The organism is Achromobacter sp. RW408 (assembly GCF_003184165.1).
GTDB classification, from domain to species: domain Bacteria; phylum Pseudomonadota; class Gammaproteobacteria; order Burkholderiales; family Burkholderiaceae_B; genus Achromobacter; species Achromobacter xylosoxidans.
This window is the reverse complement of sequence record NZ_QHHO01000047.1, coordinates 23,418-37,706: the sequence shown is the minus strand read 5'-3', so window position 1 is coordinate 37,706 and position 14,289 is coordinate 23,418. Positions and strand designations below refer to the sequence as shown.

The following is a 14,289-nucleotide window of genomic DNA, read 5'->3' as shown; positions in this document are numbered from 1 at the left end:
CCGGTTATGTTGAAGATCTGGGGACGGCTGACGTCCGTCAATGTGCAGAAGGTGATGCTGGCCGTGCGCGAACTGGCGCTGCCGCACACCTTCATCGAGGCCGGCGGCCCGTTCGGCGTGGTCGACACGCCCGAGTACGCCAAGATCAACCCCAACCGCACCGTGCCCGCCATCGACGACGGCGGCTTCGTGCTGTGGGAATCGAATGCCATCGTGCGCTACCTGGCCGCGCGCTACGGCGCCGGCACCCTCTGGCCCGAGGACGTCTGCCTGCGCGCCGACGCCGATCGCTGGATGGACTGGCAGACCACCGAATGGCAAGGCGCCATGGTCCCGGCCTTCCTGGGCCTGATCCGCACGCCCGAAGCCAAGCGCGACCACGCCGCCATCGACCTGTCGGTCAAGCGCAGCAACGCCCGCGCGCAGATTCTGGACCAGGCGCTGCAAGGCCGCGAGTTCATCGCCGGCCGCCACCTGACCATCGGCGACATCGCCCTGGTGTGTTCCGCGCACCGCTGGCTGGGGCTGCCGATCGAACGACCGGACACGCCGGCGCTGTCGGCGTGGTACCGCCGCGTGATGATGCGGCCGGCGCCGCAGGGGGTGTTGACGTTGCCGTTGGAGTAGGGCCATCCCGGCACGCCAGGATGGCGACGTTCATTGCCCAGGCTGCGGCGACAACCTAATGGGGGAAAGAGACCCGCCTCATTTCCGGCGGTCTTTGATCCACGCCCTGACGCGGCGCACCGACATCGTGACTTTGACGGACAACATGGCGGCGCTGAACAGCCATCCCAAAGCCGCGCCAGCCAATGCTGCCCACGACAATATCGGCTTGATATCGGGATCATCCAGACTGCTCCAACCTATCCACGCAAGCACTGGAAAAGCGAAGATCAGGCACAGGACCGGCACGAAATAGGACATGTCCACGCTTATCAAAACAAACCGTCGCCTGAACCCCGGCGTGCAGTGGAGCGTGGAGACCGGCAGGTCTTTGACAAGCTTTTTGTGTTGAACGTGAGTCACGGCGACCAGAATGATCCCCAGCGCCAGCGACAGCCATAAGAAACCGGCGCGAAACAGAGCCGGAATGGTCAGAATCGCCGTACCTGTCGATGCCGCAGTCAGCCTCTGGATCGCCCTCATGGTTGCTTCGTCGACGATGTAGCCGGGCTTGTTCCAACCCATCCTGCCGTAGTAGATGATGGTGCCGTCGTCCAGGGTTTCGAACAGCCCTCTCGGTGCCAAGTTCATGTCCCATCTCGATGGACAATTCGTCCGCAAGATCGTGGCACGACTATCTCCCGCGCCAGCCGACCCGCGCCTTGATCTTGGCAAACAGGAAGGCGAAATTTACTGCCCACGCCGCAAACGCGACGATGACGACCGACCATATCAAGGCCGGGCTCAATCGGGATGCGCCATCAAGCTTTGAAAATGCCAGGGCGGCGACAGCGGGCAGCAGAAAGATGTTAGGCACGATCAGGGCATAAGACATGCTTCTGCCGATCAACATCAGCCTCTTACCGAACCGAGGCCGTGGATATAGCGAAACCGGCAGTGTCTTGATGAGCCTGTTGTGCCGAACATAAAAGGAAACGGCCGCCGCTGCTGCAAGCAGCATCGCCGTCCAGCGATACCCCGCGGTGAACGCAGGAGAGATGCCAAAGGCCGAAGCTGCAAATAACTCCACGTACAAACGCCGGATGGAACGCATGGCGGCCTCGTCCACGTGGTATCCGAGCGCATGACCATCCCGTCTACCGTAATAGTAGATAGTCGTGCCGTCTTCCTTGGTCTCGAACAAGCCGGTGTATGTAAAACCCGAACGCATCACTATCTCCAGAACCCGTGCATCCCATATGTCTCCGTTTAACCGAAGAACAGATTGTCACCATCGAGATAGGGGTAATTGGCGCCGACCACCCCAGCTATCATCCATCCATACGGCGTGGAAGGATCGGTGTAGTTTGTATACTCAATGAATAAGTCCGCGGTTCCGTCTCCGGTCCTGTCTCCCTCCAATCGCACGGTGGATGCCCACCACCAACCGCTATCGTCATGGTGAGTAACGGGCCATTCAATTCCGTGATGGTCCTCGGTCACATATCGAAGTTCTCCAGCATGCCCGGTGAACTTGCCAGTTCCGATGAACCGCATGGCCTGATGCCCTTCGGTACTCAGATCGCCATCCAGATTTGAAAAATCCAACACATCCGGCTCGATCCGCAGCCCCCCAAATCCCCCCATATAAGCGGGTTGGTAGTATTTGAGGTTGAAATCGCGCGCTTCGCGAGCCGTGGTCAGCCCGTGGATGAACTTTGTCGTAATTTCCCCGGTGCCGGGGTCTGCGAAATCGCCATCGTTGAAGACGATGCGATTGCCGCCGCCGTGCACGACGAAGGTGTCGTTGCCGCCACGGCCAGTGAACGTCATTCCTCCAAGTACATCGCCGACAAAAATGTCGTCATGGTCACTGCCGATGACATAGTCGATATTGCGATATTCCTCCTCGCTCCATGAGCTCATAGAACCGGATTTCAACGCCACAGGTGCGTACCCACGGAGTTTCCCAAGGGCGTTCTCATGGGTGAGGAAATGGTGATTGATTTCATAGTTCTTCAGCCCAAGCGCGTTGGCCCGATCCGCTATCCACTTGTCCATGCGATCGTTGCCATTCACAGTGATATCGACACCCCATTCACTTAAGGAGAAGTCCAGCACGTTGTAGCCATCCGGATTGCCGACAACCTTGTTGGACCATTCATCGTCGTTTCCCGGCATGAACCAGTTGATTGCATCGCCGCCCACCATTTCGCTCGGAGTGTCGTCGCCGATGAACAGATAAGACTTCCCATCCTCCCCCACGAATGACTTCACGCCATTCTCCGGCTCGATGTCGGCATAGTGCACAATCTCTGGCGGCGTCCGCAGGACTGAACCATTACCGTTGGCCTCAATACCTGGGTCATCGCCACTCACAATCCTGTCTGCGACGTCCGCAAGAATTGCGGGCAGGATCGCCGCAGCATCTGGATAGTCATCCGGATGCGCGCCTATTTCCTTCATAGCCAAATAAAGCTGATAATCGGAAAAAATCGTAACGTCATCATTGAAAGGCGGTACCTCGCCTTGCGCCGGCGAGCCAGCCTCAACGTTTGCTGGAGGTGCCTGATGATCGCCTTCATCAGGTGATGGCGTTGTCGCCGTGGGGGGCTCCCCTGCGGCCGATATATGCTTTTCGGCACCAGCAAGGGCATCGTTGATGAGCTTGGCGGCCTCCCCTTTCAGTCCAAGCGTATCCAACAGCGTCGAAACGCCGATGTTGAGGGCAATGGTCGCAACGGCGGCGGGCCCCTCGATAGCAATGAGCGCACCGGCCAATCCGGCCAGCGCGCCGGCGATCATCGCGCTGACCGCTACGGATGCCACCTCCGAGCCCACTGCAACTTTGGGATCCGTGCCAGAAGCGATGTCTTTTTGGATTGCGCTCCAACTGAAGACGCTCTGCATAAAGTAAGCATGGGTACGCGCCATCGCCTTGAGAATCTTGAAGGAGGACTCGTCCAGACTGCTTTTCAGCAAGTCTTGCATGTACCCCAACACTTTTCCCGTCTCCGGAATAAGCGCATTGACCAACGGTTCCACCATCCCGCGCGTCGTCTTCGGATCGTGGTAATACCTCGATTCCTCGCTGTAGTGCGAAAAGTAATACGCTTCTTTTTGGTTGAGAATCTGCGCGATGTACCAGGCGGGAACGATCCGTGGTGTCGAGAAGTAAGACCAGCCGATGCCGTCCCACAGCCCAGACCCTAATCCACCGCCCCAACTCGGCGGCTCGGGCGGCCAAGTGCCATAAACGGTGACGGGGGCAAGCGTAGGCGTAGGCATGATGGGGCTCCTGATCGCGGATCATCAATAGCCGCCCGCAGGCACGCGGGCGACCGTCTATAGACATAAACGGTTGAGCCGCGATTTACAGTAAAAAAAGCCGCAATTCAGACCAGTTCTCAGACACGGGCCCGCGTCCCGCGATCCGGAGCATGTCGCCGCAATCGCGGAGACCCCATCTGACGCGCTACTCCACCCAGGGCGTGCTCGCCCAGATCTTCCGCAGCCGTCCATCATCCTGCTTCAAGCGTTCCTGCCACTGCGGCCCATCCAGGTAATCCATCTCGGTGAACTGCTGCTTCATCTGCGCCTGGAACTCCGGATTCGCGGCGACCTTGCCCAACGCCTGGCGCAGCTTCTCGGCGACATCCGCCGGCAAGCCCTTGGGCGCGACAATGCCGCGCTCGGAGGCGAACACCAGGTTCACGCCCAGCTCCTTGAAGGTCGGCACGTCCGGCCCCAGCGGCGAGCGCGTCTCGCTGGCCTGGGCCAGCACGCGCATGTTCTTGCCGTGGTAGGGCATGACTTCGCCCAGGTTCAGGCCGCCGATCACGGTGTGCCCGCCCAGCACCGAGCTGCGCAGCGGCCCCGCGCCGTTGTAGGGCACGTGGTTGAGCCTGGTGCCGGTCAGGTTCTGGAACAGCACCAGCGCCAGGTGATCATCGGTGCCCACGCCGGTCGAGCCATAGCTGATCGAACCCGGCTTCTCGCGCGCCGCCTTGATCAAGGCATCCAGCGTCTGGTACGGACTGTCGGCCGCGACGCTGAAGGCGCTGGGATCGCGCACCAGGTTGGCCAGGTAGGTGAAGTCGGCGGTGGTGAAGCCGGCCTTGCGTTCGATCGGCAGCGACACCAGCCCGGGCATGTTGGTCATGGCCAGCGTATAGCCGTCGGGCTTGGCGCGCGCCACGTACGACAGCGCGATGGCGCTGGACGCGCCCGGCTTGTTCTGCACCACGATGGTGGTGCCCAGCTCCTTTTCCAGGAACACCGCCAGCGAACGCGCCGTCAGGTCGGTGCCGCCACCGGGCGCGAAACCCACCGCCAGTTCGATGGGATGGTCGGGCCAGGCCCAGGCCGGCCATGCGGCGCACAGCGCGGCCACGGACAGCGCGGCGCGAGCGGCCGCCTTGCGTGAAAAGAACATGGTTGTCTCCTGTTTGGGTAATGCTGTTGTTATGCGTTGTGATTGGCCGGAAATGCCGGCCGGTCACGCGGGACGGCTGCGACGGCCGCCCCGGTTCAAACTGTTCCCTAACCGACCTTCCCCCCTTCCTGCGCCTCGCGCCACGCCAGCAGGCGCGTCACGCCTTCGGCCATGCCCACTTGCGGCTGCCAGCCGATCTGTTGTCCCGCCAGATCGTGCGGGATATGGAAAGCGCCGCCCGAGGTCAGGCGCACGGTGCCCGGAGGGTCCGGCCGGATCTCCGGTTCCAGGTCGCTCTTGCAGTAGTCGAGCACCAGCCGCACCAGTTCACCGGTGGTGATGGGCGCCGGGCCGGACACGTTCACCGCGACATCGGTCGCGTCGCTCTGGAACGCGGCGACGTTGGCGCGCGCCACGTCCGAGACGTGCACGAAGTGCTTGGTGTCGGTGCCGTCGCCGGGCAGCACGGGACGCTCGCCCTGACGCACGCGGTCATAGGTCTCCATGATGTACAGCGAATTCGCGGCGCGGTAGTGCTGGCGCTCGCCATACACGGTGGAATAGCGCAACACCACATAGTCCAGCCCGGCCTTCTGGTAGTACTGGCGGCACAGCTGCTCGCCCATGATCTTGGAGGCGCCATACAGGATCGCCGCGGGCGGCGCGCCGACGGAATGGAACGGACCGTTCTCGACCAGCGCGCCGGCGATGCCGCTGCCGTAGCCGTAGACCGCGTTGGACGAAGCGAAAACGAACTTCTTCACCTTGTTGGCGCGGCAGGCTTCCAGCATGTTCTGCGCGCCGCGGATGTTCACGTCCACCGCCTGCCACGGCGTCTGCGCGAAGCCCAGCGTCATATACGCCGCCAGGTGCAGCACGCCATCCACGCCCTCGGTCGCGGCCAGCAGGTCGGGCAGGCGCATCAGGTCGCCGCGCACCACTTTCACGCGCGGATTGCCTTGCAGGTGGGCGATGGCCTCGGGCGTGCCAAAGGCGAAGTTGTCCAGCAGGATCACCTCGCGCACGCCGGCGGCCAGCAGCGCGTCGGCGGTGTGCGAGCCCACCAGGCTGGCGGCGCCGGCGATCAGGATGCGGGCATCGGCCAGCGGCAGCGCCGCGCTTTTCTTGTCTGTCGTCATGTGATTCACAGTCCCATCGGTTGATTGTGCATGCCCCAGTACAGGCTCTTGACCTGGCTGTAGAGGCGCAGGCCGTGCAGACCTTTCTCGCGGCCGATGCCGCTGGCCTTGAAGCCGCCGAACGGCGTGGCGATATGCGATTGCTTGTAGGTATTGATCCAGACCGAGCCCGCCTCGATCTCGCGCGCCACGCGCCAAGCGCGGGCGTAGTCGCCGGTCCACATGCCGGCGGCCAGGCCGAAGGGCGTGTCGTTGGCCTGCTCGATTACGTCTTGCTCATCCTCGAACGGCAGCGCCACCAGCACCGGTCCGAAGATCTCCTCCTGGCAGACGCGCGCGCCATTGCCAAGGCCGTCTATCACCGTGGGCAGGTAGAACCAGCCATTGGCCAGCTCGGCGCGATCCGGCGCGGCGCCGCCGACCAGCACGCGGCCGCCTTCGGCGCGGCCGATATCGACATAGCCGGCGACCTTGTCGCGATGCGCGCGCGACACCAGCGGCCCCATCTGCGTGGCCGGATCATCGGGCAGGCCCACCCGCACCTGGCGCGTGCGTTGCACCAGCGCCTCCATGAAGCGGCCATAGATGGACTTCTGCACGAACAGGCGCGAACCGGCCACGCAGCTTTGCCCGGCCGAGCCGAAGATGCCCGACACCACGCCGGCCACGGCGCGGTCCAGGTCGGCATCATCGAACACAATGTGCGGCGACTTGCCGCCCAGCTCCAGGCCCACGGGAATCAGGCGCTGGCCGGCGATGCCACCGATGGCGCGGCCCGTTTCGGTGCCGCCGGTGAACGACACCATGCGCACGCCGGGATGCTTGACCAGCGCGGCGCCGACGTCTTCGCCGTGGCCCGGCAGCACCGTCAACAGCCCTTCGGGCAGGCCGGCCTCGGCGCAGATGCGCGCCAGTTCCAACGCCAGCTGGGGGGTTTCCTCGGACGGCTTGAGCAGCACCGCGTTGCCCGCGGCCAGCGCCGGCGCGGCCTTCTGCGCCTCGTTCATGATGGGCGAGTTCCACGGCGTGATGGCCGCGATCACGCCGAACGGCTCGGCCAGCGCCATCGAGAAGTACTCGCCGCGCGGCGAGGTCATCTCGTTCTGCCAGGTCTCGCAGACGGCGGCGTAGTAGCGGAAATGCCCGGCCGCGCTGTCGACCATGTTCAGGCATTCCTTCCAGGGCTTGCCGCTGTCGATCATCTGCAGCCGCGCCAGCGGCTCGCGCTCGGCGGCCAGGCGGCGGCTGATTTCGTACAGCGTGGCGGCGCGCTGGTCGGGACGCAGCTTGCGCCACGGCTGGCGCTGGAACGCGTCCCAGGCGATGGTCACGGCCGTATCCACGTCACGCGGCAAGGCGCACGTGACGCGTCCGGCAATACTGCCGTCGGCGGGATTGATGGAGGTGATGACGGCGTCGCCGTCTTGGCTGTGGCGCCAGTCGGCGCCCAGCCGGAAGGGCTTGTGGCTCGATGCGTGCATAAGGGTCGGGCAATCCAGGGGACTTCGGTAGACGCATCATCGGCCCGTCGACTATTAGGCACAATTCGATATTTTTCTTATATTCTTAGCCCATGGCTATGAATATCAAGTACCGGCCGCTCAAGGCCTTCCTGCTGGCGGTGGATACCGGTTCGTTCACCCACGCCGCCAGCCAGCTGGGCGTGACGCAGCCGTCCTTCACCGCGCTGATCCAGGACCTGGAGGACGTGCTGGGCCTGCGCCTGTTCGAGCGCACCACCCGCAGCATCAGCCTGACCTCGGCCGGGCAGGACTTCTATGCCCGCGCGCAGCGCCCCATCGCCGACCTGGAAGAAGCCTATCGCAGCCTGGCGGACCTGGCGGCGGTGCGGCGCGGCAACGTGACGCTGGGCGCCCTGCCCTCGACCGCGCTGGCGCTGCTGCCGGTGGCGGTCGGCGCGCTGCGTCAACTGCATCCGGCACTGAAAGTGCGGGTGGTCGAGGCCCACAACGACGAGCTGGTGGCCATGCTGCGCACCAACCAGATCGAGTTCGCCGTCGGCGCGCTGGCCGAGCCGGCGCCGGACCTGTCGTTCACGCCGCTGGCCGAGGATTGCTTTTGCGCCATCTACCCCGAAGGCCACCGCCTGGACAGAAAACGCGGCCCGCTGCATTGGCGCGACGTGCTGCGCTACGACCTGATCCTGCTGTCGCAAGGCTCCAATGCGCGCCAGCAGTTCGACCGCGCGGTGCGCGAGGAAACCGGCGCGCCGGCCACCGCCTTGCGCTACGACGTCACCAACATGGGCACCGCAGCCGGCATGGTGCGCCAGGGCCTGGGAGTAAGCGTTTTGCCGCGCCTGGCATTGCCGGAACTGAACCTGGCCGGCCTGCGCGCCGCGCCGCTGTGCGACGCCTCGGCCCGCCGCGCCATCGGCCTGCTGCACCGGCGCGACCGCTCGCTGTCGCCGGCCGCGCAGGCGCTGGCGGCGCAATTGGCGACGGCCATGGACGAGATCGTTCGACGGCTGCTGCCGCTGCCGCCGGTGAAGTGATCCGACGACGCGCTCCATTCGTCGACGGTCGAACGCGCATCCGCATGCCGGTGCACCCCGCCACGAACAGCGCCCCTGGCCAAACGCCAGAGCGGTCTTGCACCGAACGCGCCCCCCCCCGACTGCCGGCTCAGCCCGCCACGAACAACGCGCCAATGCGCGCCACATCGTCGTCGCTCAACACCCCGGCTTGCCACCTCAGCGTCAGCCACGCCAGCAGGTTGTCGTAACGCGCCCGGTCCAGGTCCCGCAGCGCCTCGAAGCGCTGGCGTTCGGCGTCCAGCACATCCAGATTGGTGCGCTCGCCGCCGAGCACGCTGCGCCGTGTGGCGCGCACGCGCTGCGCGGCCGCCTCGGCCGCCTGCCGGTAAGCGGTGATACGCTCGCGGCTGCTGGCGAACGTGTGGAATTGCCGCGCCAGGTCATCGAGCAACGCCCATGTGGCGGCGTCGAGCTTGTGCTGCGCTTCCTCCGCTTCAGCCAATGCCTGGCCGCTGGCCGCCGACGTGCGCCCGCCGGAATACAGCGGAATGCTGACCTCGATGCCCACGGAACCGGAGTCATAGCGCTGCCCTATCTGGTTCTCGCCGTTGGAATTGGTCAGCTGCTTGCGCGCCACCAGCCGCGCCGTGGGCAGGTGCCCCGCGCGGGCGGCCTGGTAGCGCTGGCGGCTGGCTTCAAGCAGGTGGCGCTGGGCCAGCAATTCCGGATTGCTCGCCAGCGCCAGTTGTCGCCACGCGGACAAATCGCGTCCCTCCACCGCCAGCGCGGCCAGGGCTGATTCCTGCAAGGGCGCAAGCAAATTGTCGGCCAGCCCCGGCCCGACAATCGCCCTTAGCGCATTGCGCGCGTCGCGCAGCCGGTCCCGCGCCTCGATCTCCTGCGCCTGCACCACGTGCGCACGCGCCTCGATCTCCAGTTGATCCGTGCGCGTGCCCTGCCCCGCCGCGACAAAGCGCGCGCTGCGGCGCGCGTCCTCTTGCAATGAGCGCTCCTGCGACTGCGTCAATGCCAGGGCTTGCTGCGCGTACAGCACGGCGGTGTACGCCTGCAACAGGCGCACGGCAAGCGCCTGGCGCGCGCGCTTCAGCGTCAAGCCGCCCGCTTCGGCACGCTCGCGCCCGGCGCGGTACTGCGCAAACGCCGCCGCGTCGAACAGCGGCTGGCTCAGCGTGAACCCCGAGGCATAGCTGGCGTAGCGCGAGCGCTGCTCCAGCGCGCCCCAACGCGTCTGCTGCCGCGACGTCGTATCGTTGCGGGCACGGCTGTAGTGATAGCTCAGGTTCGGCAACAGGCCGCTGCGCCCCAATGCCGCCTCCTCGGCGTCGGCCCGTTCGCGCGCACGCGCCGCCTGCCACGTGGGATCGGACGCCAGCGCCATCGTGTACGCCTGCTGAAAATCCAGCGCCTGCGCCGCCCCCGATCCAGGCATGAACACCGCCACCATCAACATCCATGCCGCCGCGAGCCTGCCCTGCCAGCGCTTCATGCGTCACCCCACGCCAGCCGCGCGCGATCGAGCAGGGGCTTGAACAGATAATTCAGCAGCGAACGCTCGCCCGTGCGCACGAACACCTCCACCGGCATGCCGGCGCGCAACGGCGCATCGCCGATGCGCCGCAGCTGGCCCGGCGCCACGTCGGCGCGCAGGCGATAGTAAGGGCGGCCGTTGCGGTCATCCTCGAACCGGTCCGCCGACACCAGCGTCACGGTTCCCTCCAGCCGCGGCGTGCTGCTGGCATCGAAAGCCGTGAACATCAGCTCAACCGGCAGGCCCGCGCGCACCTTGTCGATGGACTCCACCGGCAACCGCCCCTCGACCACCAGCGGCACGTCCTCGGGCACGATCTCCATCAGGCGCGAGCCGGGCTGCACCACGCCCCCGACCGTGTGCGTGGCCAGCGCCACGACGGTACCGCTGACCGGGGCGCGGATCTCGCTGTGCGCCAGGTCGAATTCGGCCGTCGCCAGTTTCTGCGTCAACTGCTCGCGCTGCACGCGGGTTTCCGCCAGATCGGTGCGCACCTCGCGCTGAAACGCGTCGCGACGCTGCTGGCCGCGCAGCGCCAGTTCCGCGATCTGCTGGCGTGTCTGTCCCAGGGCGCCCAGGTCCGAGGCCAAGTCGCCGTCCAGTTGCGCGAGGCTGCGCTCCAGTTCCAGCACGCGGTTGCGCGGCACGTAGCCTTCGCGCGCCAGGTCGCGCAGGTTGCCCAGCTGTTCCCGCAGCAGGGCGCGCTGCGTGCGCTTGTGCGCCAACGTCGATTCCAGGCCACCGGCCAGGGCCCGGCTGCCGGCCAGCGTGGCCTCGATGCCGGCCAGTTCGCCCGCCAGCGCCGCGCGGCGGCTGGCGAACAGTTGGCGCTCCATCGCGTAGGCGGCGGCCGCTTCGGCATTCGCCTGCGCATCGGGCGGCGCAAGATCATCCCGGCCATCGCGCTCGGCCAGCAGGCGCGCTTCGCGGGCCATGACGGCCGCCTGCTGCGCGCGCAGGCTCCGCGCCTCGCCACGCACCCGGGTATCGTCCAGCCGTACCAGCGCCTGGCCGGCCCGGACCGGGTCGCCTTCAGCCACCAGCAAGGCGCTCACCACGCCGCCCTCGATACTGTCCACCGCCTGCCGCTCGCCGGTCACGACGACGATGCCGGGCATCGCCACACCGTTGTCCAGCGGCGCCCACGCCGCCCACGCCAGGAAGCCACCAAAGCCCAGCGCCAGCACCCACCAGCCGAAGCGGGCCGACCAGCCGCCGTTCTCGTCAGCGTCCGCTACCGGCTCGGCCTTGTCCAGTTCGGGCCGCAGCACCACCACACGATTGCCGGCGCGTCCCGTCATGCCTTGCCTCCGAAGATCAGCCCTGAAAACGCGCCGCCGGCCAGGGGGTACACCTGCGCCACGGCCCCGCCAGGGCGTGCCTGCGCCGGTGGAGCTGTCCCGCCGGAAGCCGCCGCGCCCGCCGTGCTGGCCGTCGCCGCCGGGCGGTTGCCCGCCGCGGAGGTCGACGCCGAGGGCGATGCCATCGTCCCTGACGCGCTCTCAGGCGGCGGCCGCAGCACCTCATGGGTTGCACCGAAGCGCTGCGCTTGGCCATCGCGCAACAACAGCAGGTGCGTCGTTGCCGCCAGCACCTTGGGCCGGTGCGTCACCAGCACCACCGTCGCGCCCGCCTCCCGCAGCCGGCCCAGCGCATCAAGCAAGGCCTGCTCGCCGGCGTCGTCCAGGCTGGCGTTGGGTTCGTCCAGCACCACCAGGCGCGGCGTCCCGTACAGCGCCCGCGCCAAGGCGATGCGCTGGCGCTGCCCGCCCGACAATCCCTGGCCACCGGTACCGATCGGCGTGTCATAGCCACGCGGCAAGGCCAGGATCATGTCGTGCGCGCCGGCCATGCGGGCAGCGTCGATCACGCGTTGGGCCAGTACTTCGCCATCGCTGTCCGGGGTGGGAAAGCGCGCGATGTTCTCGGCCACCGTCCCGGAGAACAGTTCCACGTCCTGCGGCACATACCCCAGCCACTCCCCCAGCCGCCCTCGCTCCCATTGCCGCAGGTCGGCGCCATCCAGGCGTGCCGTGCCCAGGCGGGCCGGCCAGACACCCGCCACCAATCTGGCCAGGGTCGACTTGCCCGCGCCCGAGGGGCCAACCACCCCCAGCACCAGCCCTGGCTCCAGCGAAAGCGACACGTTCACCAGCGTCGGCTGCGCCGCGCCCGGCGGCGTCACCGTCACGCCCTCCAGCCGCAGCGCGCCCTTTGGCTCGGGCAGCGTCAGGCCCGCGGCTGGCGCCGGATACGTCGCCAGCAACTCCTGCAAGCGCCGCCACGCCAGCCGCGTGCCGGCCCATTGCCGCCAGGCGCCGATCACCTGATCGATCGGACTGAGCACGCGCCCCATCAGGATGGAACCCGCGATCATCATGCCGGCGCTGACATGGCTCTGCAGCACCAGCCACGCGCCCAGGCCCAGCACCAGCGATTGCAGGGCCATCCGCACCGTCTTCGACACGCTCGCGATCACCGCCGAGCGCTGGCTGGCCATGCCCTGGCGCCGCACATAGCCCACATGCAGCCGCTGCCAGCGCGCGCGCAATCGATCCAGCATGCCCATGGCCTGGATGGCCTCGGCATTGCGCAATTGCCCGTCCGCCTCCACGCCGGCCCGCACCGACAACCCGCCCGCCTCGGCCAACAGCTTGCGCGACACCTGCTCGTTGAGCCATGCCAACGCCACCAGGATGATGGTCCCCGCCAACGCCAGCGTGCCCATCCAGGGATGGAACAGGAACATCACCAACAGGAACAGCGGAAACCACGGCGCATCGAAGAACGCGAACACGGCGCTGCCGGTCAGGAACTGACGCACCGTATTCAAGTCGCTGACCGCCTGTCCGGCGTTGGCTGGCACACCCGCAAGGCCGCGCCGGAACGCCGCTTCATGCACGCGCCCCGCCAGCGCCGCGTCAAAGCGCGCGCCGATCTGGATGATGACGACGCCGCGCGCGTAATCCAGCGCGCCCATCAACGCGAGCAGCCCGACGATCATCAGGCTCAGCATGACCAGCGTGAAGACATTGCCGGACGCCAGCACACGGTCGTACACCTGCAGCATGTAGAGCGACGGCGCCAGCATCAACAGGTTGGCGGCGACGCTGAAGGCCGCCACGCTGACCCAGCCGGTGCGAAAGCGCGCCAGGAGCGATTTGATCTCCAGGGCGCCCACGTCCTGTGCCGCAACTGTACGCGTCTGGTTTTGCCGCATTGGTTTTCCTAGCCCGGATGACTGCCGGGACACGCAGAATGAAGAAACAAAAAGACGGTCGCGACGGGGGATAGGCCCGCCGCGACCGTGACCCACGCGCCCGAGAAAGCGCGGGGAAACTCGCGGGTGGGTTACGCCGCCAGGGCCAGATCGGTCTCGGTGGCGAGGTTGTGGCCGACTAGGTCGGCGATGGATGTGTGCATATCCATCCCGTTCTGTTCCAAGGCTTCGACCAAGCCTCCGTTCGTGATGTGGCTGATCTTGTCTGGCGTGCCAACAACCGAACCGTTCATCAGGCCCCAAACGATGTCATGCACTTCATTGCCTCGTCCATCGGCAACATCACCCTCGATAGGCTGATCGAAAGTAAATGTAATGAGCGGATCGACCACATGTCCGGCTCCGTCCAGGCCACCGCCCAGGGTGATGGAATCCAATGAACCCCACACTGTGTGCGCGGTCGGGCCGTCACCTGCGTGGCCGCTGTAAGGAGGGAAGAAGTAGTGCAGATCACCCGAAGCCACGAAGGCGTAGTTGGCGACCGTTTTGCTGACATAGCCATAGTCAGTGCCGTTGAAGGCGTTGCCGCCGAAGAATCCGCCCTTATTGGGAACGCTGGTGTGCTCACCGGCAACCCCTCCATTCTGGAACGCGTCCAGCATGAGCTCCAACGAACTCTCCGTTGTGATACCCGTGGGAAGGTGGCTGATATCGATAAAGCTTACTTGTGCAGACATTGTCATGCTCCGTTTATTACCAATTGCCGGGGTGAATCCCCGACCCAAAAAAGCGCCGCACTATGCGTGCGCCGCACATGCGAAGAATCCGCATGTCTCTTTCTCG

Annotated in this window: 12 protein-coding genes; 2 read left to right on the top strand and 10 right to left on the bottom strand. The window is 65.9% G+C overall.

The window, feature by feature from the left end:
• Positions 1–6: 6 nt before the first annotated feature.
• Positions 7–627 carry a glutathione S-transferase family protein gene (locus DK459_RS16445; RefSeq protein WP_006385751.1) on the top strand — a complete coding sequence of 207 codons (621 nt, stop codon included), beginning with the start codon at positions 7–9 and terminating at the stop codon, positions 625–627.
• Positions 628–705: 78 nt separating this feature from the next.
• Here DK459_RS16445 and DK459_RS16440 read toward each other — a convergent pair whose 3' ends face one another.
• The 6 genes from DK459_RS16440 to DK459_RS16415 form a co-directional block, all read right to left on the bottom strand.
• Positions 706–1,257, bottom strand: coding sequence for a hypothetical protein (locus tag DK459_RS16440; protein WP_070541137.1), 552 nt, complete (start codon positions 1,255–1,257; stop codon positions 706–708).
• A 43-nt stretch (positions 1,258–1,300) separates the two neighbouring features.
• Entirely contained in the window at positions 1,301–1,837 is a 537-nt protein-coding gene (locus tag DK459_RS16435; protein WP_054499917.1) for a hypothetical protein, read from the bottom strand.
• Positions 1,838–1,875: 38 nt separating this feature from the next.
• Positions 1,876–3,894 (bottom strand): hypothetical protein, encoded by a 2,019-nt coding sequence (locus DK459_RS16430; RefSeq protein ID WP_110134908.1) that lies wholly within the window; start codon positions 3,892–3,894, stop codon positions 1,876–1,878.
• 187 nt (positions 3,895–4,081) lie between these two features.
• Positions 4,082–5,041, bottom strand: coding sequence for a tripartite tricarboxylate transporter substrate binding protein (locus DK459_RS16425; protein ID WP_110134907.1), 960 nt, complete (start codon positions 5,039–5,041; stop codon positions 4,082–4,084).
• 107 nt (positions 5,042–5,148) lie between these two features.
• Positions 5,149–6,180: an NAD(P)-dependent oxidoreductase gene (locus DK459_RS16420; protein ID WP_049055069.1), complete on the bottom strand. Its 1,032-nt coding sequence runs from the start codon at positions 6,178–6,180 to the stop codon at positions 5,149–5,151.
• Positions 6,181–6,185: 5 nt separating this feature from the next.
• Entirely contained in the window at positions 6,186–7,661 is a 1,476-nt protein-coding gene (locus tag DK459_RS16415) for an aldehyde dehydrogenase (protein WP_024070504.1), read from the bottom strand.
• Positions 7,662–7,759: 98 nt separating this feature from the next.
• On the opposite strand from DK459_RS16415, the gene DK459_RS16410 reads away from it, so the two are divergent.
• Positions 7,760–8,695, top strand: a complete 936-nt coding sequence (locus DK459_RS16410; protein ID WP_006385745.1) for a LysR family transcriptional regulator — start codon at positions 7,760–7,762, stop codon at positions 8,693–8,695.
• A 130-nt stretch (positions 8,696–8,825) separates the two neighbouring features.
• On the opposite strand, the gene DK459_RS16405 is transcribed toward DK459_RS16410, so the two are convergent.
• The 4 genes from DK459_RS16405 to DK459_RS16390 form a co-directional block, all read right to left on the bottom strand.
• Positions 8,826–10,184, bottom strand: a complete 1,359-nt coding sequence (locus DK459_RS16405; protein WP_006385744.1) for a TolC family outer membrane protein — start codon at positions 10,182–10,184, stop codon at positions 8,826–8,828.
• Entirely contained in the window at positions 10,181–11,527 is a 1,347-nt protein-coding gene (locus tag DK459_RS16400; RefSeq protein WP_024070506.1) for an HlyD family type I secretion periplasmic adaptor subunit, read from the bottom strand. The genes DK459_RS16405 and DK459_RS16400 overlap by 4 nt, the downstream gene beginning before the upstream one ends.
• On the bottom strand, positions 11,524–13,446 hold the full coding sequence (locus DK459_RS16395) for a type I secretion system permease/ATPase (protein ID WP_024070507.1): 1,923 nt from the start codon (positions 13,444–13,446) through the stop codon (positions 11,524–11,526). The genes DK459_RS16400 and DK459_RS16395 overlap by 4 nt, the downstream gene beginning before the upstream one ends.
• Positions 13,447–13,577: 131 nt before the next feature.
• Positions 13,578–14,183 carry a heme acquisition protein HasA gene (locus tag DK459_RS16390; RefSeq protein WP_053500861.1) on the bottom strand — a complete coding sequence of 202 codons (606 nt, stop codon included), beginning with the start codon at positions 14,181–14,183 and terminating at the stop codon, positions 13,578–13,580.
• Positions 14,184–14,289 lie beyond the last annotated feature (106 nt).